Annotated in this window: 30 protein-coding genes and 3 tRNA genes; 26 read left to right on the top strand and 7 right to left on the bottom strand. The window is 74.8% G+C overall.

The window, feature by feature from the left end:
• Positions 1-51: 51 nt before the first annotated feature.
• Positions 52-825 (bottom strand): A24 family peptidase, encoded by a 774-nt coding sequence (locus COO58_RS05845; RefSeq protein ID WP_098744112.1) that lies wholly within the window; start codon positions 823-825, stop codon positions 52-54.
• A gap of 590 nt (positions 826-1,415) precedes the next feature.
• Here COO58_RS05845 and COO58_RS05850 point away from each other — a divergent pair.
• From COO58_RS05850 to COO58_RS05905, 12 genes are read left to right on the top strand one after another with little or no spacing between them, the layout of a single operon-like run.
• Positions 1,416-1,982: a hypothetical protein gene (locus tag COO58_RS05850; RefSeq protein ID WP_091576700.1), complete on the top strand. Its 567-nt coding sequence runs from the start codon at positions 1,416-1,418 to the stop codon at positions 1,980-1,982.
• Complete coding sequence (locus tag COO58_RS05855; RefSeq protein ID WP_091565568.1) at positions 1,976-2,926, top strand: hypothetical protein; 951 nt, start codon at positions 1,976-1,978, stop codon at positions 2,924-2,926. The genes COO58_RS05850 and COO58_RS05855 overlap by 7 nt, the downstream gene beginning before the upstream one ends.
• Positions 2,923-3,588 (top strand): SAF domain-containing protein, encoded by a 666-nt coding sequence (locus COO58_RS05860; RefSeq protein WP_091565571.1) that lies wholly within the window; start codon positions 2,923-2,925, stop codon positions 3,586-3,588. Before COO58_RS05855 ends, COO58_RS05860 begins: the two co-directional genes overlap by 4 nt.
• Positions 3,588-4,421: a ParA family protein gene (locus tag COO58_RS05865; RefSeq protein ID WP_091565576.1), complete on the top strand. Its 834-nt coding sequence runs from the start codon at positions 3,588-3,590 to the stop codon at positions 4,419-4,421. The genes COO58_RS05860 and COO58_RS05865 overlap by 1 nt, the downstream gene beginning before the upstream one ends.
• Positions 4,411-5,949 carry a CpaF family protein gene (locus tag COO58_RS05870; RefSeq protein ID WP_091565579.1) on the top strand — a complete coding sequence of 513 codons (1,539 nt, stop codon included), beginning with the start codon at positions 4,411-4,413 and terminating at the stop codon, positions 5,947-5,949. Before COO58_RS05865 ends, COO58_RS05870 begins: the two co-directional genes overlap by 11 nt.
• Entirely contained in the window at positions 5,892-6,848 is a 957-nt protein-coding gene (locus COO58_RS05875; protein ID WP_369700193.1) for a type II secretion system F family protein, read from the top strand. The genes COO58_RS05870 and COO58_RS05875 overlap by 58 nt, the downstream gene beginning before the upstream one ends.
• 17 nt (positions 6,849-6,865) lie before the next feature.
• Positions 6,866-7,711, top strand: a complete 846-nt coding sequence (locus COO58_RS05880) for a type II secretion system F family protein (protein WP_091576702.1) — start codon at positions 6,866-6,868, stop codon at positions 7,709-7,711.
• A 24-nt stretch (positions 7,712-7,735) separates the two neighbouring features.
• Positions 7,736-7,945, top strand: coding sequence for a hypothetical protein (locus COO58_RS05885; RefSeq protein ID WP_091565586.1), 210 nt, complete (start codon positions 7,736-7,738; stop codon positions 7,943-7,945).
• Positions 7,945-8,433 carry a TadE family protein gene (locus tag COO58_RS05890; protein WP_091576705.1) on the top strand — a complete coding sequence of 163 codons (489 nt, stop codon included), beginning with the start codon at positions 7,945-7,947 and terminating at the stop codon, positions 8,431-8,433. Before COO58_RS05885 ends, COO58_RS05890 begins: the two co-directional genes overlap by 1 nt.
• Entirely contained in the window at positions 8,430-8,900 is a 471-nt protein-coding gene (locus COO58_RS05895; RefSeq protein ID WP_369700171.1) for a TadE/TadG family type IV pilus assembly protein, read from the top strand. The genes COO58_RS05890 and COO58_RS05895 overlap by 4 nt, the downstream gene beginning before the upstream one ends.
• The gene (locus tag COO58_RS05900) at positions 8,897-9,331 is read left to right on the top strand and encodes a hypothetical protein (RefSeq protein ID WP_091565594.1); all 435 of its coding nucleotides are present in this window, start codon (positions 8,897-8,899) and stop codon (positions 9,329-9,331) included. Before COO58_RS05895 ends, COO58_RS05900 begins: the two co-directional genes overlap by 4 nt.
• 14 nt (positions 9,332-9,345) lie before the next feature.
• Complete coding sequence (locus COO58_RS05905) at positions 9,346-10,362, top strand: LysM peptidoglycan-binding domain-containing protein (RefSeq protein WP_091565601.1); 1,017 nt, start codon at positions 9,346-9,348, stop codon at positions 10,360-10,362.
• Positions 10,363-10,368: 6 nt separating this feature from the next.
• Here the strand turns inward: COO58_RS05905 and COO58_RS05910 are convergent, their stop codons facing one another.
• Entirely contained in the window at positions 10,369-11,220 is an 852-nt protein-coding gene (locus COO58_RS05910) for a Rieske 2Fe-2S domain-containing protein (protein WP_091565606.1), read from the bottom strand.
• Between the two features lie 85 nt (positions 11,221-11,305).
• Here COO58_RS05910 and COO58_RS30115 point away from each other — a divergent pair, with 85 nt between their 5' ends.
• A complete protein-coding gene (locus COO58_RS30115) occupies positions 11,306-11,476 on the top strand; it encodes a hypothetical protein (protein ID WP_176558748.1) in 171 nt (56 codons plus the stop codon).
• An 85-nt stretch (positions 11,477-11,561) separates the two neighbouring features.
• The gene (locus COO58_RS05915) at positions 11,562-12,326 is read left to right on the top strand and encodes a crotonase/enoyl-CoA hydratase family protein (protein WP_091565609.1); all 765 of its coding nucleotides are present in this window, start codon (positions 11,562-11,564) and stop codon (positions 12,324-12,326) included.
• Positions 12,327-12,330: 4 nt separating this feature from the next.
• Here the strand turns inward: COO58_RS05915 and COO58_RS05920 are convergent, their stop codons facing one another.
• On the bottom strand, positions 12,331-13,815 hold the full coding sequence (locus tag COO58_RS05920; protein WP_091565613.1) for an NAD(P)/FAD-dependent oxidoreductase: 1,485 nt from the start codon (positions 13,813-13,815) through the stop codon (positions 12,331-12,333).
• A 92-nt stretch (positions 13,816-13,907) separates the two neighbouring features.
• On the opposite strand from COO58_RS05920, the gene COO58_RS05925 reads away from it, so the two are divergent.
• On the top strand, positions 13,908-15,008 hold the full coding sequence (locus COO58_RS05925; protein ID WP_091576708.1) for a serine hydrolase: 1,101 nt from the start codon (positions 13,908-13,910) through the stop codon (positions 15,006-15,008).
• Positions 15,009-15,049: 41 nt separating this feature from the next.
• On the opposite strand, the gene COO58_RS05930 is transcribed toward COO58_RS05925, so the two are convergent.
• Both COO58_RS05930 and COO58_RS05935 read right to left on the bottom strand, forming a co-directional pair.
• Positions 15,050-16,372: a deoxyribodipyrimidine photo-lyase gene (locus tag COO58_RS05930; protein ID WP_091565616.1), complete on the bottom strand. Its 1,323-nt coding sequence runs from the start codon at positions 16,370-16,372 to the stop codon at positions 15,050-15,052.
• Positions 16,369-17,295 (bottom strand): phytoene/squalene synthase family protein, encoded by a 927-nt coding sequence (locus COO58_RS05935; protein ID WP_091565620.1) that lies wholly within the window; start codon positions 17,293-17,295, stop codon positions 16,369-16,371. The genes COO58_RS05930 and COO58_RS05935 overlap by 4 nt, the downstream gene beginning before the upstream one ends.
• A gap of 65 nt (positions 17,296-17,360) precedes the next feature.
• Between COO58_RS05935 and COO58_RS05940 the strand changes: the two genes are divergently transcribed.
• The 8 genes from COO58_RS05940 to COO58_RS05975 all read left to right on the top strand — a co-directional run bounded on the left by COO58_RS05940 (position 17,361) and on the right by COO58_RS05975 (position 22,914).
• Positions 17,361-18,515, top strand: a complete 1,155-nt coding sequence (locus tag COO58_RS05940; RefSeq protein WP_091565625.1) for a polyprenyl synthetase family protein — start codon at positions 17,361-17,363, stop codon at positions 18,513-18,515.
• A gap of 35 nt (positions 18,516-18,550) precedes the next feature.
• Positions 18,551-20,029 (top strand): phytoene desaturase family protein, encoded by a 1,479-nt coding sequence (gene crtI, locus COO58_RS05945; RefSeq protein ID WP_098744115.1) that lies wholly within the window; start codon positions 18,551-18,553, stop codon positions 20,027-20,029.
• Complete coding sequence (gene idi / locus COO58_RS05950; RefSeq protein ID WP_091576711.1) at positions 20,026-20,619, top strand: isopentenyl-diphosphate Delta-isomerase; 594 nt, start codon at positions 20,026-20,028, stop codon at positions 20,617-20,619. Before crtI ends, idi begins: the two co-directional genes overlap by 4 nt.
• Positions 20,609-21,556 (top strand): MerR family transcriptional regulator, encoded by a 948-nt coding sequence (locus COO58_RS05955; RefSeq protein ID WP_091565632.1) that lies wholly within the window; start codon positions 20,609-20,611, stop codon positions 21,554-21,556. Before idi ends, COO58_RS05955 begins: the two co-directional genes overlap by 11 nt.
• 76 nt (positions 21,557-21,632) lie before the next feature.
• Positions 21,633-22,430, top strand: coding sequence for a polysaccharide deacetylase family protein (locus COO58_RS05960; protein ID WP_091565635.1), 798 nt, complete (start codon positions 21,633-21,635; stop codon positions 22,428-22,430).
• A gap of 155 nt (positions 22,431-22,585) precedes the next feature.
• Positions 22,586-22,658 (top strand) — tRNA-Glu (locus tag COO58_RS05965).
• Positions 22,659-22,691: 33 nt separating this feature from the next.
• Positions 22,692-22,765: transfer RNA gene (locus tag COO58_RS05970), tRNA-Asp, on the top strand.
• Positions 22,766-22,840: 75 nt separating this feature from the next.
• A tRNA-Phe gene (locus COO58_RS05975) sits at positions 22,841-22,914 on the top strand.
• Between the two features lie 83 nt (positions 22,915-22,997).
• Here COO58_RS05975 and COO58_RS05980 read toward each other — a convergent pair.
• Positions 22,998-23,405, bottom strand: a complete 408-nt coding sequence (locus COO58_RS05980) for an ArsI/CadI family heavy metal resistance metalloenzyme (protein WP_091565640.1) — start codon at positions 23,403-23,405, stop codon at positions 22,998-23,000.
• Positions 23,406-23,481: 76 nt separating this feature from the next.
• Here COO58_RS05980 and COO58_RS05985 point away from each other — a divergent pair, with 76 nt between their 5' ends.
• From COO58_RS05985 to COO58_RS05995, 3 genes are read left to right on the top strand one after another with little or no spacing between them, the layout of a single operon-like run.
• Positions 23,482-23,847: a helix-turn-helix transcriptional regulator gene (locus COO58_RS05985; protein WP_091565644.1), complete on the top strand. Its 366-nt coding sequence runs from the start codon at positions 23,482-23,484 to the stop codon at positions 23,845-23,847.
• Positions 23,844-24,581: an aquaporin gene (locus COO58_RS05990; protein WP_098744117.1), complete on the top strand. Its 738-nt coding sequence runs from the start codon at positions 23,844-23,846 to the stop codon at positions 24,579-24,581. The genes COO58_RS05985 and COO58_RS05990 overlap by 4 nt, the downstream gene beginning before the upstream one ends.
• On the top strand, positions 24,578-24,979 hold the full coding sequence (locus COO58_RS05995; protein ID WP_098744119.1) for an arsenate reductase ArsC: 402 nt from the start codon (positions 24,578-24,580) through the stop codon (positions 24,977-24,979). The genes COO58_RS05990 and COO58_RS05995 overlap by 4 nt, the downstream gene beginning before the upstream one ends.
• Before the next feature lie 6 nt (positions 24,980-24,985).
• On the opposite strand, the gene COO58_RS06000 is transcribed toward COO58_RS05995, so the two are convergent.
• The gene (locus COO58_RS06000; protein ID WP_091565655.1) at positions 24,986-25,192 is read right to left on the bottom strand and encodes a hypothetical protein; all 207 of its coding nucleotides are present in this window, start codon (positions 25,190-25,192) and stop codon (positions 24,986-24,988) included.
• Between the last annotated feature and the right edge of the window lie 59 nt (positions 25,193-25,251).

Here is a 25,251-nt window from a genome sequence, read left to right on the forward strand (position 1 = left end):
CGGTACCCGCGGCGGGCCGCGCGGCCACCCGAGGGTGTCCGAGCACACGGCTCAGGTGGTCAGCACCAGCGTGACCGCGGTGGCCAGGACGAGGAACGGCCCGAACGGCAGGTGGGCCGACCAGCGGACCCGGCGGAGGACGAGCAGCACCACCCCGGCCACGCCGGAGAGGGTCACCGCGAGGACCAGGCCGGCCACCAGCACCGGCCAGCCGTACCAGCCGAGCAGCGCGCCGGCGCCCAGCGCCAGCTTGGCGTCGCCGAGGCCGAAGCCGCGCCGGCCGAGCAGCAGGGTGGTCGCCGCGAAGCCGGCGCCGAGGGTCAGCCCGGCCGCGGTGGCCCGCAGCCACGGCGACGGACCGGGCCCGGCCAGCGCGGCCACCCCGAGAAGCACCCAGGTGCCGGCCGCGGCGGGCCAGGTCAGCCGGTCCGGCAGGCGGTGGGCGGCGGCGTCCACGAGCGCCATCGGCACCGCCCAGCCGAGCCACCAGGCCAGGGCCAGGCGGGTCGCGGGCGGCCCGCCGGCCAGGACCAGCGCCGCCACGGCGGCCAGCAGCGCCACCTCCACCAGCGCGGGTGGCGCGCCGACCCGGGATCGGCACCCCGGGCAGCGGGCGGTGGGGCCGAGCGCCGGCAGGGGCCGGTCCAGACCGATCGGGGTGCCGCAGGCGTCGCAGCCCGCGCGGTCGGGGGCGTCCGGCGGTACGGCGTAGCGGGCCACCGCCAGGCGGACCGGCGGCACGACCGTGAGGACGGCGAGCAGCCGGACGACCGGGCGGGACGGAACGGCCGCCGGGGCGGCGCGGTGCACCCGTTCGGTGGTCATGTCCGTGCTCCCGTCCGGTCGCCGACCGTTCCATTCTGGAGCACGCAGAGTGAAGTTCGGCCGGACACCGGCGGGCGGACGGCGGGACGAACAGCCTCCGCCACGCCTCCCGCACCACCGGGGCGGCCTGCGACGGCGGCGCGTCCCGGGCCGGCCGGAGCGGCAGGACGGATCGGACTCCCGGGTCGGAGCCCACCCATACCGGCGGCCGCCGGTCTGACCTCCGGGGACACGGCGACGGGTGCGGGTGCGCGCACTCCCGCCCCCGGGAAGGCCGGCGGTCGCCCGCCGGTCACCGTCCGGCCATCCACCGGTCGTCACCACCCGTCTTCACTCACCGTGTTCACGTGAATTGCCTCTGTTGCATCGGCTGACGTCAGCCTATGCTCGCCCCTTGGGTACGACGCAACCCCCCGATCAATAGGCGTCGGAGGCCGACCGAAGACATCAGTTCCCCATTCTTGAAGATCAGCACAGGTAAATGCACGCGGTGGCGGTCGAGGCCCGGCCGGACAGATCCGGGCGCGCTTCCGCATGCCCGGAGCGGGTCGGATCGACCGCACCGGGCCGGCACCGAGGAGGGCTTGGCGTTGCGCACACGGCAATCCCGTCGATGGGAAATCTGCCTGCTCAGCCTCGCGCTGACGGTCGGCGCGGCCGGCTGCGGCAGCGGGCCGGAGGCGACGACCGGTCCGCTGACCGGGCGCGCCGCCGCACCCGTCGCCCATTCCGACGCCGAGGAGAACGCCGCCGCAAAGGCCGCGCTCGCCGCCTATTCCGGCTATCTCGACGCGTCCCGGACGGCGAGCGCGCGCAGCGATCCCGGGCATCCCGCACTGCCCCGTTTTCTGGCCGATCCACTGCTGACCCGGGTACGGCTGGCAATTCGTGACGCGAAGGAGCACGGCGCGATGCGTACCGGAAAACTGGTTTCCGACCCCACCGTCGTCTCGGTCGACCTGGCCGCCGACCCGCCCACCGTCGAGATCCAGGACTGCCTCGACGCGCGCGACTACCGGCTCGTCACCGTCAAGGACCGCAAGACCGTGCCCGGCACCCGCGGCGGTCGCTACCTGGCCACCGCGACCGCGGCCCGCTACCCCGACGGCCGGTGGCTGGTCAACACCGGCGCCGCGCACCAGGACCAGCCGTGTTGACCTGGGGAGGTGGGGGTGCCCCGGCCCGCCGGACCCGGGCCGGGGCGTCCCGACGGCTGCTGCTGGCCGCCGGCCTGGCAGCGCTGGTGACGTTGACCGGCGCGCCCGCGCGTGCCGCCGACCCGGGCGGCTCCTGCCCGCCCGACCAGACCGACTGCGACGTGTGGGACGACGACCCGGGTGTCCCGGGCGGCGGCGGCGGACCGGGCGGCGGCGGGAACGACGGTGGCGGGGGCAACGGCGGTGGCACCGCGAAGTGCCAGTGGAACGGCCAGGTCGTCAAGTGCTACGACGACCTGCTCGGCTGGTTCAACAACAGCGACGGGTGCTACTACAAGCTGACCGAGCCGCAGCTGCCGGCGCCGGCCGGCCAGCAGTGGTACACCGCCAGTTGCGTCGGGGGCGCCACCGGCCAGCAGGGCAACGTCCTGCTCGCCGCCCCGCCGCCCGGCTTCGGCACGCCGCCCGACCCGGAGGAACTGGCCCGCCGCGCGCTGGCCTCGATCTCGCTGCTGCCGCCCCGGGTCGCGGTCGCACCCCGGCGCAGCAAGGGACCCGGCCTGGTCGGCCTGCCGGTCTGGATGTGGGCCAGCCCCGGCGCGTCGTACTTCGGGCCGTTGTCCGCCTCCGCCTCCGACCGGGGGCTGACCGTCGAGATCACCGCGAAGGTGGACCGGATCGTCTGGCACATGTCCGACGACATCGACGTCACGTGCTACGGGCCGGGCACCCCCTACGACGCCGACGGCCCGGACGCCGGCGCGGCCTCGCCCGACTGCGGCCTCCCCCACGGATACCCGACGGCGGCCACCTACCAGGTCAGCGCCACCACCTTCTGGACCGTGGAGTGGTCCGGCGGCGGGGAGAGCGGCGTGATCCCCCAGAGCCGGGTCAGCGGTGTGGTCCCGGTGCAGATCAACGAACTTCAGGTGGTGACCCGATGAGTGTGGTGGCGTCCCGGAACGGGACCCCGGTGGAGGCGCCGGTGGCGCCCCCCAAGGTGGTCCGGCAGCGGCGGATCCGGCCCGGCCTGCTGGGCCTGGCGATCCTGCTGATCGCGGTCGGCGGGCTGGGCGCGGCGTTCGCGGTCACCTCGGTGCGGTCCACCGGCAGCTACCTGGCGGTGGCCCGGCCGGTCGAGGTCGGCCAGCAGGTCACCGCCGACGACCTGGTGCCGGTCCGCGTCTCCGGCGGGCGCGAGCTGCGGCCGGTGCCGGCCGACCGGGTCAAGGACGTGCTGGGCCTGCGGGCCGCCGTCCGGCTCACCCCGGGCACGCTGCTCACCCCGGCCCAGCTCACCGACGCCCCACTGCTCGGCCCCGGCCAGCAGCAGATCGCGCTCGGGCTGGAGCCCGACCAGGTGCCGGCCCGCAAGCTGCACCCCGGCGACAAGGTGCTGCTGGTCAGCACGCCGGACAGCAGCGCCAACGGCAGCACGGCGGCGCGCGGCGGCGGCACCCGCTTCGAGGGCACCGTGATCGACACCGCGACGCCGCAGAACGACGACACGGTCGTCTACCTGGCGCTGGCCGTCCGGGACGTGCCGGCCGTGGTGGCGCTGGCCGCGGACGACCGGATCGCGCTCGTGCTCACCGAGGCCGCCTGATGGCGATCATCGCCCTGGTCTCGGCGAAGGGCTCGCCGGGCGTCACCACCACCGCGCTGGCCGCGGCGCTGAGCTGGCACCGCCGGCTGGTGCTGGCCGAGTGCGACCCCGCCGGGGGCTCGATCCTCGCCGGCTACCTGGGCGGGGCGCTGGACGGTCCGCGCGGCATCGGCGAGCTGGCCGTCGGCGAACTGCGCGACGGCAGCCTGGAGAGCGCGTTCTGGTCGCAGCTGGTCGACCTGGACGCGCCGCGCCGGGAGCGGCTGCTGCTGCCCGGCGTGGTCGACCCGGCCCAGGCCGGCAGCGTGATCCCGCTCTGGCAGCGGTTCGCCGACTACTTCACCGGCCTGGAGCGGGGCGTGCCGCCCTACGACGTGCTGGTCGACTGCGGCCGGCTGGCGGTCGGCGGTCCACCGTGGCCGCTGCTCCGGGCCGCCGCGGTGGTGCTGCTCGTGACCCGCGCGCACCTGCCCGACCTCTCCGCCACCCGGGCCACGGTCCGGGCGATCGAACGCGACCTCGGCGAACACCGGGTCCCCCCGGGCACCCTGCGCCTGCTGGTGGTCGGGGACGGGCACGGCACCAGCGAGATCAGCAAGGCGCTGCGGCTGCCGGTGATCGCCCGACTGCCGCACGACCCCCGTACCGCCGAGGTGCTCGGCCACGGCGGCACCGTGCGCGGCAACCGGCCGCTGATGCGCGCGGCCGGCGCGTTGGAGGTGCCGATCCGGGCGCTGCTGGACCGGCGCCGGGCCCGGCTCGCCTGGCCCGGCACCACCGCCGCGCGCCCGGTGGCCGAACCGACCGCACCGGGGGTGCCCGGTGCGGTTTGAGCCGGTCTCCCACGACCCGCGCGGGCAGCAGCCCGGCGTCGTCTCCACGGTCCCGCCGCTGGCCCCGCCGAACGGTCGGCACCAGGTCACCGCGCCCGCGCCGGCCGCGCCGCCGGTGCCGCCGCGCCCCCGGGTCGACTTCGCGGTGGTCCGCGAACTGCGCCGGGAGCTGAGCGAACGACTCACCCACTGGCAGCGGGGGCGGGAGTTCGACGCCGACGCCGAGGAGGTCGAGCGGGCCCGGCTGGCCGTCGCGGTCGTCTCCGCGTACGCGGACTCGGTCCGCCGGGGCGGCACGCCGATGCCCGCCGACGAGGAACGGCTGCTGCTCGACCAGGTGACCGCCGAGCTGGTCGGCCTGGGCCGGCTCCAGACGCTGCTGGTCGACGACACCATCGAGGAGGTGCACATCCTCGGCTGCGACCAGGTGCGCATCACCCGGCACGGCGGCGGCGTCGACTGGGCCGAGCCGATCGCCGAGACCGACGACGAGCTGGTGGAGATCCTCCAGGCGGCGGCCCGGCGGGCCGGGGCGACCGAACGGTCGCTCTCCACCTCCAAGCCCACCCTCGACCTGCAACTGCCCGACGGCAGCCGGCTGGCCGCCGTGTTCCTGGTCAGCCACCGCCCGTACGCGGTGATCCGCAAGCACAACACGCTCGCGGTGAGCCTGGAGGACATCGCGGGCGGCCGAGCCGACCTGGACGAGATGATCGACCCGCTGCTGCGCGACTTCCTCCGCGCGTCCATGCGGGCCGGGCTGAACATCATGGTCGCCGGGCTGGCCGGGGCCGGGAAGACCACTGTCATCCGGGCGCTCATGGACGAGATCCCGGCCGACGAGCCGTACGTGCTGCTGGAGGAGAGCCGGGAGCTGCTGCCGGCGCGGCGCGGGCACAAGCACCGGGCGGTGATGAGCTTCGAGTCCCGCGAGGGGCACGGGGAGCGCGGGGCCGACGGGCGACCCGCCGGTGAGGTCAGCATCGCCGACCTGATCCCGGTCTCGCTGCGGATGGGCGTGCTGCGGATCATCGTCGGCGAGGTGCGGTCCCGGGAGATCGTGCCGATGCTCCAGGCGATGACGACCAGTCGCGGGTCGATGTGCACCATCCACGCGCGTACCCCGGCGGGGGTGAGCGAACGGATCATCGAGCTGGCGCTCTCCCACGGCCGGGAGATGACCGTCGACCAGGCCCGCCGGATGGCCGGCAACGCGCTCGACCTGATCGTCTACGTCACGGTCGACGACGAGACCGCGATCGGTGGGCGCAAGCACCGGTTCGTCTCGCACGTCGAGGAGGTCATCGGCGTGGGCGAGGGCAACCGGATCACCACCACCACGGTCTTCGGCCCGGGACCGGACGGCCGGGCGGTCCCCCGCCACCTGCCCGAACGGATCCGCGACCAGTTGCTGCGGGTGGGCTACGACGCCCGGCTGCTCACCCGGTTCGTCGAGGCCGGGATGGGCGCCTGGCGGCGGCCCCGGCACACCCGCCTCGGGCGGCGACCGAACGGGGGCCCGGCGTGACCCGGATCGAGCTGATCGCGCTGGTCTCCGGCGCGGCCTGCGTGGCCGGGCTGGTGCTGACCGTGGTCGCGCTGGTCGGCACCCGCCGGCCACCGAGGTCGACGCCGGGCGGCGCCGGGCCGGGCCTGAGCCGGCTCTGGAACGGCTCCGGGGCGAGCCGCGCCGACCGGCAGCGGCACCAGCTCCTGCTCGGCGCCGCCGTGGTGGCCGGAGCGGCGGCGTTCCTGCTCACCGGCCTGCCGGTGGTCGGCCTGCTGGTGGCGCTCGCGGTGCCCGGCGTGCCGTGGCTGTTCGCGGTCGGCCGGGCCGAGCAGCGGGCCATCGCCCGGGTGGAGGCGGTCGGCGAGTGGACCCGGCGGCTCAAGGACATCTCCGCGACCGGGCAGGGGCTCCAGCAGGCCATCATCGGCACGATCGCGACCGCGCCGGAGGAGATCCAGGAGGAGGTACGCACGCTCGCCGCCCGCCTCCAGGCCGGCTGGCTGGCGCGCTCCGCGCTGCTCGCCTTCGCCGACGAGATCGCCGACCCGGTCGGCGACCAGGTGGTGGCCGCGCTCATCCTGCACCTCACCGACCGGGGCGAGCGCCTCGGCGACGTGCTCGGGTCGATCGCCGGCGCCGCGTCGGCCGAGGTGGCCACCCGACGCGAGGTCGAGGCGAAGCGGACCCAGCCCCGGTTCGCGGTCCGCTTCCTCACCGGCATGACCCTGGCGACGCTCGCGTACGGGCTGGTGAACAGCGACTACATCCGCCCCTACGGGACCCTCACCGGGCAGCTCGTGATGGCGGTGCTCGGTGCGGCCTTCATCGGGCTGCTGGTCTGGGTGCGTTCGATGAGCCAGCCGCCGCGTCCGGCGCGCTTCCTGCCGGCGCCCGACCTGGAGGAGGCGATCGCGTAGTGGTCCTCAACTGGCAGATGGCGATCGCCGTGCTCGGCGGGTGTGCGGTCGGGCTCGGGCTGTTCCTGGTCGTCCGCGAGGCGTTGCCGGCCACCCCGGCGCTCGGCCCGGCCCTGCGTCGGCTGCACCAGCCGCCCGGCCAGGCCCCGGCGGCCGGCGCCGGGCCGGACTGGTTGGGCGGCTTCGCCCGCTGGCTGCGCCCGCCGCACCGCCAGCTCGCGCTGCTCGACCGGACCCCCGAGCAGTACGCCCTGTCCGTGCTGCTCTCCGCGCTGGTCGGCTTCGCCACCCCGGCGGTCGCCTCGGCCGTGCTCTTCCTGGGCGGGGTGGCGCTCCCGGTGGCCGTACCGGTGCTGGCCAGCCTGGGCCTGGCGCTGGTCGCCGGCCTGCTCGCGCACCGCTCGGTGCTGGCCCGGGCCGACGCGGCCCGGGACGAGTTCCGCCAGGCGGTCTGCACCTACCTCGACCTGGTGGCGTTGCAGCTCTCCGCCGCGCACGGCCCGGTGCAGTCGCTGGAACGCGCGGCGGCGGTCTGCGACGGCTGGGTGTTCGACCGGATCCGGGAGGCGCTGCGGCTCGCCCAGCTCCAGATGCACTCGCCCTGGGACGAGTTGCAGGAGCTGGCCGACCGGATCGGCATCCCGGAGCTGGGCGACGTGGGCGCGATCATGCGCTCCTCCGGCAGCGAGGGCGCCCAGGTGCACGAGACGTTGCGGTCCCGCGCCGACTCGCTGCGCGACCAGATCCGCACCGACAACCTGACCCGGGCCGAGGGGGTGACCAGCAAGTTGGACATCCCCGGCTCGCTGCTGGTCTTCGTCCTGCTCGGCTTCGCCGTCTACCCGTTCATCGCCCGTCTGTGATCCCACCCCGAGAAGGAGAACACCATGCACCTCTACGCCTATCTCTACGCGACGGTGAGCACCCGCCTCGCCGAGCTGCGCCGGGACTCCGAGCGCGGCGACAGCCCGGTGCCGACCGCCGTGATCATCTTCGGGCTGGTCGCGGTGGCCATGGCGGTCACCGGGCTCGCCCTGGCCAAGGCGAACAACTGGATGAACGCCATCCCGAACAACACGGCGCCGAAGGCACCATGATGTCCCGCCCCGCCCGTACGGTCCGGAGCCGGCCGGCACCCGCCGGCCGGCCCGCCGGCCCGCGCGGTCCGGGGCGGATCGCCGCCGCCCTGCGCGCCCGCCTCGACGCGGGCGGGCGTGAGCGGGGCGCCAACCCGGTCGAGCTGGCGGTGATGATGCCGGTGATCCTGGTGCTGCTCTTCGGCTCGATCCAGGTCGCCGTCTGGTTCGTCGCCCGGTCCACCGCGCTCAACGCGGCGCAGACCGGGGTCAATGCCCAGCGCACGTTCGACGCCGCCCCGGACGCCGGCCGGGACCGGGCCACGAACTTCCTCCGCCGCTCCGGGGACTGGCTGGTCGGCTGGGAGAGGACCGGGCCGACCTGCGCGGAGATCGGCGACGGCGTCACCTGCACGGTGCGGGGCCGCTCCCTGTCGGTCATCCCGGGGGTCTCGTTCGAGGTCACACAGACCGCGCACGGCCCCGCCGAACGCTGGACCGTGGGGTGAGGCCGGTGCCACGGGACCGGGGATCCGTCTCGATCGAGGTGGCGGTGCTCGCCCCCGCCTTCATCGGGCTGATGGTGCTCGCCGGGGTCGCCGGGCGGACGGCCGTCGCCGACGAGGCGGTGGAGTCCGCCGCGCACGACGCCGCCCGGGCCGCCTCGCTGGCCCGCACCGCCGACGACGGCGAGGAGGCCGCCGAGAACGCGGCCCGCACCCAGCTCGACTGGTCCGGTCTGCGCTGCACCGCGCCGCCCCGGCTCGAACTGGCCGGTTCGGTGGCCGGGAAGCCGACCAGCTTCGCCGCCGCGTACCGCAGCGCGCCCGGTGTGCCGGCGACCGTCACGGTGACGGTGACCTGCACCGTGTCCTTCGACGACCTGAGCGCGCCCGGGCTGCCCGGGGTGCCGGGCGGCAAGACCGTGGCGGCGAGCTTCACCTCGCCGCTGGACACCTACCGGAGTCGCGGATGACCGGGCGACGCGGGGCGGAGAGCGGCCGGGTGAGTCTCTTCCTGGCCGTGGCGATGACCGGCGTGCTCGCCGTCATCGGTCTCGCCTACGACGGCGCCGGGCAGCTGCGCACCCTGCAACGGGCGGACAACCTGGCCGCCGAGGCGGCCCGCAGCGGCGGCCAGATGATCGACCGCGCGGGCGCCATCGAGGGCGGCCCGACCCGGATCGACCAGGTCGCCGCCCGCGGGGCCGTCGCCGACTACCTCGCCGCCGCCGGCGGGGTGGGCGGTCACGAGGTCGACTTCCCCGTGGTCGGCGCCGAGACCCAGATCCGGGTACGCGTGCGGATCACCTACCGCCGGGACCTGCTCGGTCTCTTCGGCGCGCCGCAGACCGCCACCGTCACCGGTGAGGCCACCGCTCGGGCGCTCACCGCGCCACCACCGTAGGAAGGAAGGCCACCATGGGTGCACCCCGACGCTCCGCCGTCCACCGCACCGGCCAGGTCCTCACCGGCCTCGGCGCCCTCGTCGTGCTCGTCGGGGTGCTGGCCGGCGGGCCGGTCGCGCTGCTGGCCTTCGCCGGCAACCCGCTCCCCGACCATCTGCCCACCCTGGCCGAGGTGGGTACCGCGTTGACCAGCCGCGACGACGGGCAGCTCTTCCTGCGGGCGCTGGCCGTGGTGGGTTGGTTCGGCTGGGCCACGTTCGCGTTCTCCGTCCTGGTGGAGCTGTCCGCGTCGGCGCTGCGCCGGCCCGCGCCGAAGCTGCCCGGCATGCACCGCCAGCAGCGGGCCGCCGCCGCGCTGGTCGGTTCGGTGGCGCTGATCCTGGCCGCGAGCCCGGCCGCGGCGAGCGCCGCCGCGCTGTCCGCACCGCAGGCCGTGGCCGCCGCCCCGGCCGCCACCGTGACGCAGACCGCGGCACCGGCGCGGACCGCCTCGGTGACCACCGACCCGGCGGTGTACCGGGTGGCGAAGGGCGACTACCTGGGCGAGGTGGCCGACCGCTATCTGGACGACTTCGACCGCTATCGGGAGCTGGCCCGGCTGAACCGGCTCGCCGACCCGGACCGGATCCGCCCCGGCCAGCTCATCCGGTTGCCCGAGGGCGCGGTGGACTCTGGCGCCCAGCGGCACGCCGCCGGACGCCTGGTGGTGACGTCGGCCCAGCCGGCGCCCGCGAAGCCGGGTGGGGGTGGCGCGTCGTCGACGGCGTCGAAGCCGAAGCCGAAGCCCGCGCCGCACACCACGGCCCGGGACACGACGCCGACCGTGGCGGCCCCGGACGGGCAGCCGCCGGCCATGTCGGCGGGCGCGTCCCGGGCGACGGCCGAGGAGGGCATCAACCGCCCGCTGGCCATCTCGGCGGTGCTGGCGGTGGCGAGCATCGTGGGCGCGCAGATCGGCGCGGTCCTCGGCCTGCGCCGGCGGCCGGTCCCGGCCCGTGCGCTGGGCAGCGGTCGGCACCGCCGAGACTGACCCGGGTCAGGGCAGCCGGGCCTCGACCCGGCCGGAGACCACGCGGGTGGGCAGCACGACCTGGTCGTTGGCGGCCGGGCCGTGCACCACCTCGCCGCCGTTGAGCCGGAACGCGCTGCCGTGCCACGGGCAGACCACGCAGGCGTGGCCGTCGATCTGCCGCACCTCGCCCTCCCCGAGCGGGCCGCTCTGGTGCGGGCAGCGCTCGAGCATCACGGTGACGTCGTCGCCGTGCCGGTAGAGGATCACCGAGACGTCGTCGATCTCCCGGGTTACCAGCTCCCGCTGCGGCAGGCTGCCCAGGTCGCCCACGGCGTGCCAGCCGTCGCTGATCAGGTGCATCTCCGAGACGCTCTGGCTGACCTGGGCGCCCTGCTTGTAGGCCAGGTGCCCGCCCAGGTACGCCCCGCCGCTCGCCGCGGACAGGCCCAGGTAGGCCAGCGCCCGGCCGAGGCCGTGCCGCCCGTTCAGCCGGGCCGCGAGCGAGCCGGCGTAGAGGGTCAGGCCGAGGATGTTCGCCCCCGCGTGCACCAGCCCGACCCGGCGCTGGTCGCGGGACAGACTCGCCCAGTCGTTCCACCCGGCCACGGCGGCGGGCAGCGCGCTGACCGTGCCGAGCCCGACCAGGGCGGTGGCGGCCCGGCGCTGGCCGGGCAGCAGGTCCACCACGGCGGCGGAGATCCACGCGCCGACCGGAACCTGCACCATCGCCGGGTGCAGCGGGTGCCCCAGCCAGACGCCGTGCAGCGCGTCCCGGACCCGTTGCGAGCGCAGCGTCCCCTGGACGGCGCGTTGCAGGCGGTCACCCACCCGGTCGAGTCCGGAGGCCTGTTCGAGCTTCGTCATCAGTTCGCGCACCTGTTCCGACTTCCCGGCCGGAGAGCGACCAAACCGGACGGCCGGGAAATCCCTCGCAGGTGGGCCGGGGCGTACCGTCGGAGGCATGGCACGCCGTCGCATCCCCCGCTGGCTCGCCCGCCTTCCCCTGGTCCGCCTGGACCTGCGGGATGGCACCGCTCGCCCGCGCCGCGCCCGAGCTCTGGCCGAACTGGCTGAACGCGGGCGGGCCGGTGACTTCGACGAGTTGCTCGACAAGCGCAACTACCGTTCGTGAAGGTTGGGTGAGATGCCCCGACCGGATCTCCGAACGCGGCTTGTGTGCGCTGGCCCCCGGGCGACGTCGGGGGCATGCTGACCCCATGGGTGTACGCGTCGAGCACGCCGACGGCGTGACCACGGTGATCCTGGACCGGCCGGAGGCCCGTAACGCCGTGGACGGACCGACCGCCCGGGCCCTGGCCGACGCGTTCCGCGCCTTCGACGCCGATCCGGACGCGTCGGTGGCCGTGCTCTGGGGCGCGGGCGGCACGTTCTGCTCCGGCGCCGACCTCAAGGCGATCGGCACCCCGCGCGGCAACCGGGTCGAGCCCGAGGGCGATGGGCCGATGGGCCCGACCCGGATGCGGCTGTCCAAGCCGGTGATCGCCGCGATCTCCGGGTACGCGGTGGCCGGCGGCCTGGAACTGGCGCTCTGGTGCGACCTGCGGGTCGCCGAGTCGGACGCGACGCTGGGCGTGTTCTGCCGACGGTGGGGCGTACCGCTGATCGACGGTGGCACGGTGCGGCTGCCCCGGCTGATCGGGGAGAGCCGCGCGATGGACCTGATCCTCACCGGCCGCCCGGTGCCCGCTGACGAGGCGTACGCGATGGGGTTGGTGAACCGTCTGGTCGCGCCCGGTGCGGCCCGGGCGGAGGCCGAGCGGCTGGCGGCCGGGATCGCCCGGCATCCGCAGACCTGCCTGCGCAACGACCGGGCGGCGTTGCTCGCCGGCGCCGGCCGGCCCGAGCCGGAGGCGCTCGCCACCGAGCTGGCCTACGGCATGGAGTCGCTGGCGGTGGACGGGGTCCACGGCGCGGGCCGGTTCGCCGCCGGGGCCGGCCGGCACGGCGCGCCGGCCGGCTGAGGCGTCACTTCAGGTTGCGCAGCGCGTCCTCGACGGCCCGGTGGAACGTCGGGTACGCGTAGATCATGTGCCGGAGCTGGCTGATCGGCACCGCCGCGTGCACGGCCACCACCAGCGCGGAGAGCACCTCGCCGCCGGTCGGGCCGGCCGAGGTGGCGCCCACCAGCACGCCCTGGTCGGCGTCGGCGACCAGTTTGATGAAGCCGGCGTTGCCGGTCTTGTGGATCCAGCCGCGGGCCGACGAGGTCAGGTCGGTGTACCCGACCTGAACGTTCACGCCGCGCTCGCGGGCCTGCTGCTCGGTGAGGCCGACCGCGCCCACCTCCGGGTCGGTGAAGGTGACCCGGGGCAGCGCCCGGTAGTCGGCGACCGGGACGCTGCCCGGCGCGACCGTCGAGCCGCCCGCGCTCATCGCGCCGCCGACCGCGCTGACCACCCCGGCCGCGCCGCCGACCACGCTGGCGGTGCCGCTGGCGTCCGGGCCGCCCTTGGCGCGCCGCATGTGGTCGAGCACGTCCGCCACCACGATGCCGGCCTGGTACATGGCGATGTGGGTGAACGCGCCCTCGCCGGTGAGGTCGCCGACCGCCCAGATTCCCTCGGTGACGTGCATCCGGTCGTCGACCGGCAGGTAGCGCTGCCCGGCGTCGACGCCGACCGTGTCCAGCCCCAGCTCCTCCAGGTGGGCCTTGCGGCCGGTCACCACGAGCAGCTTCTCGCCGGTGAACGTGGCGTCGTCGGCGTGCACGGTGAACGCGCTGCCGTCGTGGCTGACCCGGCCCGCCTTGACCCCGGTGTGGATCTCCACCCCGTCGGCGCGCAGCGCCTCGGCGGCGAGCGCGGACGCCTCCGGCTCCTCGACGGCGAGCACCCGGTCGGCCGCCTCGACGACCGTGACCCGGACGCCGAACCGGGCGAACACCTGGGCCAGTTCCAGCCCGATCGCGCCGCCACCGAGCACCAGCAGCGACGCGGGCAGCTCCTCCACCTCGATGGCCTGGTGGTTGGTCCAGTAGGGGGTGTCGGCGAGCCCGTCGATCGGCGGGACCGAGGGGCGGGTGCCGGTGCCGAGGACCACGCCGTACCGCGCCTGGAACACCTGGTCGCCGACGCGGACCCGGTTCGGGCCGTCGAGCCGGCCGCTGCCCCGGAGGAACCGGCCGCCCTTGCCGGTGAACCGGTCCACCGCCGCCGTGTCGTCCCAGGTGTCGGTGGCCTCCTCGCGGATCCGCTTCGCCACCGGCGCCCAGTCGGGTCGCACCTGGGCGGATCCGGCCAGCTCGTTCACCCGGTGCGCCTCGGCCAGCGCGTTGGCCGCCCGGATCATCATCTTGCTCGGCACGCACCCCCAGTAGGGGCACTCGCCGCCGACCAGGTCCCGTTCGACGCCGACCACGGTGAGGCCGGCCTCGGCGAGCCGCCCGGCCACCTCCTCGCCGCCGACCCCGAGCCCGACCACGACCACGTCCACCAGTTCCGGCTCCGCCATTCCGCCAGCATTCCGCACCGTCGGGTCGCCGGCCACCGGACCCGGCCGGATTTCCCGTGCCGGTGACGAACCCGACGTCCTACAGTCGCCGGATGCACACGCGCTTCGCCCCGGTCCGGGACTGCTTCCACGACCTCTTCGCCGCCGGCCGGGAGACCGGCGCCGCGCTGACCGTGTGGCACGACGGCGTACCGGTGATCGAACTGGTGGGCGGCACCTCGGCGGCGGTCCCGCCGGGCGTGGTGGTGCCGGCCGCCGGCGCGGACCGGCCGTGGCGGCCGGACACGCTCGTCGACGTCTACTCGGTGGGCAAGCCGGTGGTGGCGCTCTGCCTGCTGCTGCTGGTCGACCGGGGGCGGGTGGATCTGGACGCGCCGGTGGCCGCGTACTGGCCGGGGTTCCGCGCCCCGGCGACCGTACGGCAGGTGCTCGCCCACACCGCCGGGCTGCCCGCCTTCCCGCTGCCCCGGCCCGCCGCCGCGATCACCGACTGGGACCTGCTCTGCGCCGACCTGGCCGCCGCCGAACCCGAGTGGACGCCGGGCGCCGTCGCGGGCGAGCACGCCTGGACGTACGGGCACCTGGTGGGCGAGGTGGTCCGCCGGGTCGACGGGCGGTCGGTGGGCCGTTTCCTGGCCGAGGAGATCGCCGGTCCGTGGCGGCTGGACCTGGCTTTCGGCCTGGGACCGGCGGACCGGCGGCGCTGCGCCGACCTGTCCTACGGCGACCCCGGCTGGCCGGACCTGGTGCGTGGCGAGCCGGGCTCGCTGCGCGCCCGGGCGCTGGACAACCCGCCGGGCGGGCGGGACGTCGCCGTGGTGAACGGCGACCGCTGGCGGGCCGCCGAGATCCCGGCGGTGAACCTGCACGCCACCGCGTCCGCGCTGGCCCGGCTCTACGCCGGGCTGCTGGCCGGCGGCACCCTCGACGGGGTACGCCTGTTCGGCCCCGACCTGGTCGCCGAGGCGACCCGGGTGCAGTACGCCGGCCCGGACCTGGTGCTGGACCGGACGGCGCACTGGACGCTGGGCATGCAGTGGGAGCCGGACGGCAGCTGGGGCATGGGTGGGATCGGCGGCAGCAGCGCCTGGGCGGACCCGGATCGGGGTTACACCTTCGCCTACGTGACGGCGCGGCTGGCCGACCACGACCGGGTGGACGAGCTGGTCGAGGCGTTGCACCCCTGCCTCTGACCTGTCGTCACCGGCGGTGCCGCCCGCCCGCTACGCCCCGGTCAGCGCAACCAGACCGGGTCGGCGCCGGGCACCTCCAGCGGCGGCGGATAGTCGAGCGCCCGACGCGTCTCGTCGGGCAGCCGCCACGGCTGGTGCACGGCCTTGCCCGGCACCGACTCCAGCTCGGGGACCCAGCGCCGCACGTACGCGCCGTCCGGGTCGTAGCGCTCGGCCTGCCGCACCGGGTTGAAGCCGCGGTACGGCCGGGTGTCGTTGCCGGTGCCGGCCACCCACTGCCAGTTGCCCGAGTTGTTGACCCGGTCGCCGTCGAGCAGCCAGCGGAAGAAGACCTCCAGCCCGGGCCGCCAGTCCAGCCCGAGGTGCTTGGTCAGGTAGCCGGCGGTGATGAGCCGGGCCCGGTTGTGCATCCAGCCCTCGGCGCGCAGCTGCCGCACGCCGGCGTCGACGATCGGCATGCCGGTCCGCCCCTCGGTCCAGGCCTCCAGCGCGTGCGGGTCGTCGCGCCAGTCCTCCCGGGCGCCCCGCCGGTAGGCGGTGGTGGACAGGTCGGGGAAGCCGGCGACCACCTGGTGGTAGAAGTCGCGCCAGCAGAGCTGCCGGACGAACGGGCCGTCGCGGTCGCCGGCCCGGTTCGCCACCGCCAGCGGCGAGACGCAACCCCACCGGAGGTACGGGCTGAGCCGGGAGGTGTCGTCACCGGCCATGTCGTCGTGGATGTCGTCGTACCGGTCGAGGGTGGGCAGCCACGTCGTGAGGCGGCGCCGGGCGACGCTCTCCCCGCCCTCGGCGGCGTCCGGGCTGTCGCCCTTCGGCGGGTCGGGCAGCCGGCCCGGGTCGACGCCCTCGGGCAGCCGGATCCGCTTCGGCGCGGCCAGCTCCTCCCGGAGCCGCACACCCTGCCAGGCCCGGAAGTAGGGGCTGAACACCCGGTAGTGGTCGCCCCCGGCGGGCCGCAGCGCGCCCGGCTCGACGATTGTCAGGCCGGGGAAGAGGCGCAGGAACATCCGGTGTCGGTCGCACTCGGCGCGCAGGCGGCGTTCCCGGCGGTGGGCGTGGCGGCTGACGTCGGCGGAGAGCCCGATCCCCTCGGCACCCACCTTGCGGGCCAGCTTCACGGTCTCGGCCACCGGGTCGCCGCGCCGGACCACCAGGTCGCCGCCGCGCCTGCGGAGCGCCTCGCGCAGGTCGGCGAGGCTCTGGTGGAGGAACCGGGTCCGGTTCGGGGAGAGCTTCTGCAGCGCCGGGTCGAGCACGTAGAGCGGCACCACCCGGTCGAACGCCGAGACGGCCGCGGCCAGCGCCGGGTGGTCGTGCACCCGCAGGTCGCGGGTGAACAGCACGACCGCCGTGCGCTCGGTCATCCGGCCAGGGCCGGCTGGAGCGCCGGGCCGGGCACCCGCACCGGCGTGCCGGTCGGGGTGAGCAGCGCCCGGGCGGCCACCGACATCCGCCGGCGCTGCGGCACCAGGGCCCGCCGGACGAAGACGTCGAAGCCCTGCCCGGCCACCTCGTCGAGGATCCCGCCGTAGAGCGCGTACGCCGTGCGCATGCACGCCTGCGACGCGGGGTTGAGCAGCGGGATGCCCGGCGCGGCGGCGAGGTAGTGCGCCTGGGCCCGGGTCACCTCGTACTCGATCAGTTCGCGGATCCGGGGCGTGGTGCGTCCGGCGGCCTTGGCGGCGAGCAGGTCGTCGCGGGTGACGTCGAACTTGGCCAGGTCCTCGTCGGGCAGGTAGGTCCGACCCCGGTCGAGGTCCTCGGCGACGTCCCGGATGAAGTTGGTGAGCTGGAACGCGAAGCCGAGCTGGCGGGCGGGCTCGCGGGCGGCGGCCGGGTCGGAGCTGCCCAGGATCGGCAGCATCATGGTGCCGATGACGGCGGCCGAGCCCTCCATGTAGTCGAGCAGGTCGTCGTAGGTCGGGTACGACATGACCGTCAGGTCCATCGCCATGCTGCGCAGAAACGACGCGAAGTCGTCGCGGTCCAGGTCGAACACGGCGATGGTGTGCAGCACCGCCGGCAGCAGTGGGTCGTCGACCGACGCACCGTGCAGGCCGGCGACGAACCGGTCCGACCACTCGCGCAGCCGGGCGGCCCGCTCGGCCGGCGGCAGGTCCTCGGTGCGGTCGACGATCTCGTCCGCGTAGCGGGTGAATCCGTACAACGCGTGCACATGCCGTCGTTTCCAAGCGGGGAGCAGCCGGGTGGCGAGATAGTAGGTACGGCCGTGACGCCGGTGCAGCTCGCGGCAACGGTCATAGGCAGCGGTGAGATCGGTGTCCACCGGCCCTCCTCGGTTTTCGACGCAGCAATCGACGCAACTCGTAACCCTAGGGTACGCTCCCCCACATGGCCAACGACGCAGTTGCGGGTAATGCGCTCCGCGTCGCGCCGGCACAGCCGGAAGCGACGGACGATCCGGTCCGCGGCGTACTGGCCGCGTTCACGAAAGACCTGGTCAAGGGAGTTGACGACACCCTGGCGGCATTCCTGGCCACCGAGGTCGACTCACTCACCGAGATCGACGCAGCGATGGGTGGTTTCGCCGCGACGGCACGCGACGCCGTGCTGGCCGGCGGCAAGCGGGTCCGCCCGACGTTCGCGTACTGGGGCTGGCGCGGGGTGATCGGCGGCGAGGCGGCGGTGCAGGACGTGCTGCCCGCCCTGTCCGCGCTGGAACTGCTGCACACGTTCGCGCTGGTGCACGACGACGTGATGGACGCCTCCGACACCCGGCGCGGCCTGCCCACCGCGCACCGGGCCGCCGCCGCGCGACACCGGGCCGCCGGGCACGCCGGCGACCCCGACCGCTACGGCGAGGCGGTCGCCGTGCTCATCGGTGACCTCTGCATGGTCTGGGCCGACCGGTTGATGGCGCACGCCGCCGTGCCGGCGGACCGGCTGCTCGACGTGCGTCGCTGCTACGACCAGATGCGGGTGGAGACGGTCGCCGGGCAGTTCCTCGACATACTGGGCGAGCACGACGCGGCCAACTGGTCGGTCGACCGGGCGCTGCGGGTGGCCCGCTACAAGACCGCCAGCTACACCGTCCAGCGTCCGCTGCTCTTCGGCGCCTGCCTGGCCGGCGCCGACGCGGACGGTCCGCTGATCGCCGCGTACACCCGCTACGGGCTGGCCGTCGGCGAGGCGTTCCAGCTCCGCGACGACCTGCTCGGCGTCTACGGCGACCCGGAGACCACCGGCAAGCCGGCCGGGGACGACCTGCGTACCGGCAAGCCGACCGCGCTGCTGATGCTGGCCCGGCAGCTCGCCGACCCGACCCAGCGCCGGGCCCTGGACCGGGCCGGCACGGTCACCGGCGACCGCGAGGTGGCCCGGCTGGCCGACCTGGTCCGGGACACCGGGGCCGCCACCCGGGTGGAACGGATGATCTCCGAGCGGGTCGCCGAGGCGTTGGCCGCGCTCGACACCGCACCGATCGACGAGACGGCGCGCACCGCGCTGACCGGCCTCGCCACCGCCGCCACCGCGCGGCGGTCCTGATGAGCACCTTCGTGAGCACGAGCAAGGGAGCCGGAATGCGCACCGTGAACGGACGGACCGACCGGGTGGTCGTGGTCGGGGCCGGGCTGGGTGGGCTGGCGTGCGCGCTGCACCTGGCCGGCAGGGGCCGGCAGGTGACCGTGCTGGAACGCGAGCCGGTGCCGGGCGGGCGCGCCGGCCGGCTCAGCGTCGACGGGTACGAGTTCGACACCGGCCCGACCGTCCTCACCATGCCCGACCTGATCGCCGAGGCGCTGGGCGCGGTGGGCGAGGAGCTGACCGACTGGCTCGACCTGACCCCGCTCGACCCGGCCTACCGCGCCTACTACCCGGACGGGTCGACGCTGGACGTCATCACCGACACCACCCGGATGGCCGCCGAGATCGCCAAGGTCTGCGGCCCCCGGGAGGCGGACGGCTACCTGCGCTTCGTCGACTACGCCCGCAACCTGTGGAAGTGGGAACGCGCCGACTTCATCGAGCGCAACCTCGACGCGCCGACCGACCTGCTCACCGGGAACCTGCTGAAGCTGTTCGCCAACGGCGCGTTCCGGCGACTCCAGACGAAGATCAACCAGTTCTTCCGCGACCCGCGTACCCAGCGGATCTTCTCCTTCCAGGCGATGTACGCCGGGCTGTCGCCGCACGACGCGCTGGCCATCTACACGGTCATCGCGTACCTCGACTCGGTGGCCGGGGTGAGCTTCCCGCGCGGCGGCATCCACGCGGTCTCCCGGGGCATGGCCGGCGCGGCGGAGAAGCACGGCGTGCAGATCCGGTACGGCACCACGGTGAGCCGGGTGGAGACGGCACACGGCCGCGCCACCGGGGTGGTCACCTCCGACGGCGAGTTCGTGCCCGCCGACGTGGTGGTGCTCAACCCCGACCTGCCGGTCGCCTACCAGGAGCTGCTGCCCGAGAGCCGGCAGCGCAGGCTCACCTACTCGCCGTCGTGCGTGGTGCTGCACGTCGGTTCGAAGCAGGGCTATGGCAAGATCGCCCACCACAACATCCACTTCGGACGCGCCTGGAAGGGCACGTTCGACGAGGTGATCCGGCGAGGCGAGCTGATGACCGACCCGTCGCTGCTGGTGACGAACCCGAGCCGCACCGACCCGTCGGTGGCGCCGGCCGGCAAGCACACCTACTACGTGCTGGCCCCGGTGCCCAACCTCGACCGGGCGCCGTTCGACTGGTCCGGTGACCTCACCGACCGCTACGCCGGTCAGCTCGTGGCGACGCTGGAGGAGCGCGGCTACGTCGGTTTCGGCGACGGCATCGAGGTGCTGCGCGCGGTCACCCCGGCCGACTGGGCGGCGCAGGGCATGGCCGCCGGCACCCCGTTCGCCGCCGCGCACAGCCTCTTCCAGACCGGCCCGTTCCGCCCGTCGAACCTGCACAAGACGTTGGGCAACGTGGTCTTCGTCGGCTCCGGCACCCAGCCCGGGGTGGGCGTGCCGATGGTGCTGATCAGCGGCAAGCTGGCCGCCGCGCGCATCACCGGGGACTCCTGATGGGCCGGGAGGAGCACCTGGTCGAGCTGGTGGACGACGACGGCCGGGTGCTCGGCGAGACCACCGTGGCCGCCGCCCACCAGCCGCCCGGCCGGCTGCACCGGGCCTTCTCGGTGCTGCTGGTCGACCCGGACGGCCGGGTGCTGCTCCAGCAGCGGGCCGCGGTCAAGACCCGGTTCCCGCTCCGCTGGGCCAACTCCTGCTGCGGGCACCCGTTGCCCGGCCAGTCGTTGACCGACGCCGCCAACCGCCGGCTCGCCGAGGAACTCGGCCTCGGCGCGGTGGACCTCACCGAGGTGGGCGTCTACCTCTACTACGCCGAGGATCCGGCCACCGGCCGGGTCGAGTTCGAGTACGACCACGTGCTGCGCGCCGAGGTGCCCGCCGACCTGCCGACCCGGCCCGACCCGGACGAGGTGGCCGACCTGCGCTGGGTGGACCCGGTGGCGGTGCTGGCCGACCTCGACACCGACCCGCGGGCGTACGCCCCCTGGTTGGGCGGCGTGGTGAACCGGCTCCTGCACCCGGTCGGCGTGGCCCGGTCCGGCGCGCCGGCCGACGAGGCACCGGAGCGGTCGGGTGGCCGATGAGGCACTGAGCGCGGGGGCGGTCGCGCGCCGGCTGGGCGTGGCGGTCACCACCCTGCGCACCTGGCACCAGCGCTACGGCCTCGGCCCGAGCGAACACGTGCCCGGCCACCACCGGCGCTACACACCCGCCGACCTCGCCCGCCTGGAGATCATGCGGCGACTCACCGGGGAGGGCGTCGCGCCGGCCGAGGCGGCCCGCTGGGCCCGCCAGGCACCGGCCGTGCTCCCACCGGACCGGCTCGGCCTGAAGGCCCGTACCTCCACGGTCCGCGACGGCGGCGGCACCACCATCCCGGTCGGCCGGGCCGGGCCGGTCGCCCGCGGCCTGGCCCGGGCCGCCATGCGCCTGGACTCGGTCACCATCGGCCGCACCATCGGCGACTCGCTCGCCACCGACGGGGTGGTGGCGACCTGGGAGGGCCTGCTGCGCCCGGTGCTCGCCGGAATCGGGGAGCGGCACGCGGCCACGGCCGGGCTGATCGAGGTGGAGCACCTGATGTCCCGGTGCGTCTCCGAGGCGCTCGCCTCGGTGGCCCGGGCGCACCCGACCGTCGGACCGCCCCGGATCCTGCTCTCCTGCGCGGACGAGGAGCAGCACTCGCTGCCACTGGAGGCGCTGGCCGCCGCGCTGGCGGAGGCCGGTGTGAGTTACCGCATGCTCGGCGCCCGGGTGCCGGTGGCCGCCCTGGTCGAGGCGGTCAACCGGACCGGGCCGGCGGCCGTGGTGCTCTGGTCGCACACCCGGGCCACGGCCGGCCCGCACCAGCTCTCCGCGCTGCTGGCGGTCCCGCGCCGGCCCCTGCTGGTGCTCGCCGCCGGGCCGGGGTGGCGGGCCGACTCGCTGCCGGCCGGGGTGGTCCGACCGGTGGATCTGGCCGAGGCGCTCTCGCTGGCCGTGGCGGTACGGGACTCGCTGGACCAGTCGGCGGCGGGCTGAGGGCCTTTCCGCTCCGGGGCGGCGTCCACTACGGTCGGAAAGTCCGTCTGACCCCGACCCCCTCCGGGAGCGACAGATGCGTCCCCGCACCCTGTTGGCGTTCGCCCTCGGCCTGGTGCTCCTCGTCACCGGCTGCGGCGATCCGGGCAACACCCCGGAGAAGGTCACCGCCCAGCCGTCGGCCTCGGCCACGGCGGAGCCGAGCCCGACCCCGAGCCCGAAGCCGCGGCCGACCCGCACCACCCCACCGCCGAAGCCGAAGCTGCGGCCGGTGCCGAAGAAGCTGCCGCCGGGCCTGCACCGGGCCAGTGGGAGCCCCGGGGTGGCGTTGACCTTCGACGACGGTCCAGACCCCCGCTACACGCCGCAGATCCTGGCCCAGCTCCGGGCGGCCCGCGTCACCGCGACGTTCTGCGTGGTGGGCCGGCAGGCCAGGCGCTACCCGCAGCTGGTCGCACAGATCGTCCGCGAGGGTCACCAGCTCTGCAACCACAGCTGGCACCACGACGTCGACCTCGGCCGGCGTCCGGTGGCGGAGATCCGGGCCGACCTGGAGCGGACCAACCGGGCCATCCACGCCGCCGCCCCCGGCGCGCCGATCACCTGGTTCCGACAGCCCGGCGGCCGCTGGACCGCCGAGGAGCTCACCGTCGTCCGGCAGCTCGGGCTGCGTCCGCTGCACTGGAGCGTCGACCCGCAGGACTGGGACCACCCGCCGGCGAAGACGATCATCAAGCGGGTGGAGTCGGCGACCCACCACGGCTCGGTCGTGCTGATGCACGACGCGGGCGGCGACCGGACCCAGACGATGGCGGCCTGCCGGCACCTGATTCCGGACCTCAAGCGGCGGTACGGGATCGTCCGGCTCCGGTGAAACCACGCCTGACCTGCGCTCTTGTCCGCAGGTGTGCCGGCGGCCATACCGGTTTGGTCGTCCGAGGAGGCATGGCATATGCTTCTCATGCCTCCGGCGGGGCCGGATGGGAGCAAGTCCGCTTGAAGTTGCGAGTGTGCAATGATGGCGGGGCCGCCCTCATCGTCTAGCGGCCCAGGACGCCGCCCTTTCAAGGCGGTAGCACGGGTTCGAATCCCGTTGGGGGCACGGTCCGGCTCACGCCGGATGCAACACCAGCCAGGTCCTGTGGAGCAGTTGGAGTGCTCGCCGCCCTGTCAAGGCGGAGGTCGCGGGTTCAAGTCCCGTCAGGACCGCAAGCGCTGACGCCGCGCACCTCATGCGCGGCGTTCTGCGTATCGGCCCATGCGGTAGCATGTGCCGAGCACCACGGCCAGGTAGCTCAGTTGGTACGAGCGTCCGACTGAAAATCGGAAGGTCGGCGGTTCGACCCCGCCCCTGGCCACATAGCCTTTCGCCGGGCTACAGAGATCCCCACCAGCGGAAACGCCGGTGGGGATCTTGCTCTATGCCCGGCGACCCCGCCGCTCAGGCGCAGCAGGTGCTCTCGGCCGCCTTGGCCAGCTGCGGGGAGTCGGCCTTGACGGTGTAGACCTCCCACGGCTCGTCGCCCGGGCCGCGCACCCAGACCTTGTCCTGGAGCGCGTAGCAGCACTCGGTGTCGTTCTCCTCCAGCGTGACCAGCCCGGCGTCGGTGAGGCGGCCGGTGGCGGCGGCGACCTCGTCGGTGCTGGCCACCTCGACCCCGAGGTGGTCCATCACGGTGGGCCGGCCGGCCTCCCCTTCGAGCAGGACGAGCTTCAGCGGGGGGTTCTCGACGGCGAAGTTGGCGTAGCCGGGGCGGCGCTTGGCCGGCTCGACGCCGAACAGCTTGCTGTAGAAGGCCACGGAGCCTTCGAGGTCGGCCACGCGCAGGGCGAGCTGGACACGGGACATGACGCCTCCTTGTCTAGATGTTTTTCGAAGCAGCACCCACCTTGCCTACTGTTTTGAAATCTGTCAACCTAGAGGAATGTCGAAACAGTCGCTGCCGGTCGTCGACCTGAACGCGGTCGCCTGCTGCCCGCCCATCGCCGTGCGCCCGATGGAGGCGGACCAGGCGGCGGTGGTGGCGCCGATGTTCAAGGCGCTCGGCGACCCGGTCCGGCTGCGGTTGATGTCGATGATCGCCTCGGTGCCGGAGATGTGCGTGTGCGACCTGACCCCGGCGTTCGACCTGTCCGGGCCGACCATCTCGCACCACCTCAAGGTGCTGCGGGAGGCCGGCCTGGTCGACTCGGAGCGGCGCGGCACCTGGGTCTGGTACCGGGTACGACCCGACGCGTTCCGGCAACTCGGCGCGCTGCTGGAGATCTCCACCGGGGACGGCGGCGCGTGAGCCTCGCCCTGGCCCGGCGGGCGTCCGCGGAGTTCGCCGGCACCGCGCTGCTGGTCGCCGCCGTCGTCGGCTCCGGGGTCGCGGCCACCCGTCTCTCACCCGACGACGTCGGCCTGCAACTCCTGGAGAACGCCGTCGCCACCGCGCTCGCCCTGGGTGCGTTGATCCTCATGTTCGGGCCGGTGTCCGGCGCCCACTTCAACCCGGTCGTGTCGGCGGTCGACTGGTGGCTCGGCCGCCGCGCCGGCACCGGCCTCACCGGGCGGGACCTCGCCGCCTACGCGGCCGCCCAGACCGGCGGCGCGGCTGCCGGAACGGTCCTGGCCCACCTCATGTTCGGCCTGCCGGCCGTGACCTGGTCCCGCACCGGACGCGCCGAAGGGCACCTCTGGCTCGCCGAGGTGGTCGCCACCGCCGGCCTGGTCGTCCTGGTCTTCGCGCTCGCCCGCTCCGGCCGGACCGCCGCCGCGCCGGCGGCCGTGGGCGCCTGGATCGGCGCGGCCTACTGGTTCACCTCGTCCACCTCGTTCGCCAATCCCGCGGTCACCGTCGGACGAGCCCTCACCGACACGTTCGCCGGCATCGCCCCGGCCTCGGTGCCCGGTTTCGTCGCCGCCCAACTCGTCGGCGGCGTGGTCGCCGTCGCCGCCCTCGCCGTCTGGTACCCGCACGCCGCCGACACGGCCGACGCCGTGGTCCTGCCCCACCTCACCAGGGAGGACGAAGCCCGATGACCACGCCCAGCGTGCTGTTCGTCTGCGTCCACAACGCCGGCCGCTCCCAGATGGCCGCCGGCTGGCTCCGCCACCTCGCCGGCGACGCCGTGGAGGTGCGCTCCGCCGGCAGCGAGCCCGCCGACCGGATCAACCCGGTGGCGGTCGAGGCCATGCGCGAGGTCGGCATCGACATCACCGGCCAGACCCCCGCCCGGCTCACCTGGGACGCGGCGCAGGCCAGCGACGTCATCGTGACCATGGGCTGCGGGGACGCCTGCCCGGTCTTCCCGGGGAAACGGTACGAGGACTGGAAGCTCACCGACCCCGCCGGGCAACCTCTCGACGTGGTGCGGCAGGTGCGCGACGAGATCAGGGCGAAGGTCGCGGCGCTGGTCGCCGACCTCCGACGCGACTGACGCGACTCACTGCGGCGTCTGGCCGCGACGCCACACCTCGCCCTGCACGCCGTGCCGCTCGGCCGCGTGCCGTTCCTGCTCGGATCGGGCGTCGCGCGCGGCGGTCGAGTCCTCCGGCCCGGACAGCCGCGCCCGGTCCCGCCGGGCCACCAGGACGACCGCCCCGATCATCAGCACCGCCATGACCACCAGCAAGCCGACCAGCGCTCTCATGACGTCGAGCGTAGGAAGACCTGTCAATCCTCTTGCGCCTCAAGGTTTGTAATGCAAAC

Origin of the sequence: Micromonospora sp. WMMA1996, from assembly GCF_002573675.1 — a bacterium.
GTDB lineage: Bacteria > Actinomycetota > Actinomycetes > Mycobacteriales > Micromonosporaceae > Micromonospora > Micromonospora sediminicola.

What these genes read in the sequence shown, in the direction of transcription:
- COO58_RS05845 (WP_098744112.1), bottom strand. Translation starts at nt 825, where the DNA reads ATGACCACCGAACGGGTGCACCGCGCCGCCCCGGCGGCCGTTCCGTCC.
- COO58_RS05860 (WP_091565571.1), top strand. Translation starts at nt 2,923, where the DNA reads ATGAGTGTGGTGGCGTCCCGGAACGGGACCCCGGTGGAGGCGCCGGTG.
- COO58_RS05865 (WP_091565576.1), top strand. Translation starts at nt 3,588, where the DNA reads ATGGCGATCATCGCCCTGGTCTCGGCGAAGGGCTCGCCGGGCGTCACC.
- COO58_RS05880 (WP_091576702.1), top strand. Translation starts at nt 6,866, where the DNA reads ATGGCGATCGCCGTGCTCGGCGGGTGTGCGGTCGGGCTCGGGCTGTTC.
- COO58_RS05885 (WP_091565586.1), top strand. Translation starts at nt 7,736, where the DNA reads ATGCACCTCTACGCCTATCTCTACGCGACGGTGAGCACCCGCCTCGCC.
- COO58_RS05890 (WP_091576705.1), top strand. Translation starts at nt 7,945, where the DNA reads ATGTCCCGCCCCGCCCGTACGGTCCGGAGCCGGCCGGCACCCGCCGGC.
- COO58_RS05900 (WP_091565594.1), top strand. Translation starts at nt 8,897, where the DNA reads ATGACCGGGCGACGCGGGGCGGAGAGCGGCCGGGTGAGTCTCTTCCTG.
- COO58_RS05905 (WP_091565601.1), top strand. Translation starts at nt 9,346, where the DNA reads ATGGGTGCACCCCGACGCTCCGCCGTCCACCGCACCGGCCAGGTCCTC.
- COO58_RS30115 (WP_176558748.1), top strand. Translation starts at nt 11,306, where the DNA reads ATGGCACGCCGTCGCATCCCCCGCTGGCTCGCCCGCCTTCCCCTGGTC.
- COO58_RS05915 (WP_091565609.1), top strand. Translation starts at nt 11,562, where the DNA reads ATGGGTGTACGCGTCGAGCACGCCGACGGCGTGACCACGGTGATCCTG.
- COO58_RS05920 (WP_091565613.1), bottom strand. Translation starts at nt 13,815, where the DNA reads ATGGCGGAGCCGGAACTGGTGGACGTGGTCGTGGTCGGGCTCGGGGTC.
- COO58_RS05925 (WP_091576708.1), top strand. Translation starts at nt 13,908, where the DNA reads ATGCACACGCGCTTCGCCCCGGTCCGGGACTGCTTCCACGACCTCTTC.
- COO58_RS05930 (WP_091565616.1), bottom strand. Translation starts at nt 16,372, where the DNA reads ATGACCGAGCGCACGGCGGTCGTGCTGTTCACCCGCGACCTGCGGGTG.
- COO58_RS05940 (WP_091565625.1), top strand. Translation starts at nt 17,361, where the DNA reads ATGGCCAACGACGCAGTTGCGGGTAATGCGCTCCGCGTCGCGCCGGCA.
- crtI (WP_098744115.1), top strand. Translation starts at nt 18,551, where the DNA reads ATGCGCACCGTGAACGGACGGACCGACCGGGTGGTCGTGGTCGGGGCC.
- COO58_RS05960 (WP_091565635.1), top strand. Translation starts at nt 21,633, where the DNA reads ATGCGTCCCCGCACCCTGTTGGCGTTCGCCCTCGGCCTGGTGCTCCTC.
- COO58_RS05980 (WP_091565640.1), bottom strand. Translation starts at nt 23,405, where the DNA reads ATGTCCCGTGTCCAGCTCGCCCTGCGCGTGGCCGACCTCGAAGGCTCC.
- COO58_RS05985 (WP_091565644.1), top strand. Translation starts at nt 23,482, where the DNA reads ATGTCGAAACAGTCGCTGCCGGTCGTCGACCTGAACGCGGTCGCCTGC.
- COO58_RS05995 (WP_098744119.1), top strand. Translation starts at nt 24,578, where the DNA reads ATGACCACGCCCAGCGTGCTGTTCGTCTGCGTCCACAACGCCGGCCGC.
- COO58_RS06000 (WP_091565655.1), bottom strand. Translation starts at nt 25,192, where the DNA reads ATGAGAGCGCTGGTCGGCTTGCTGGTGGTCATGGCGGTGCTGATGATC.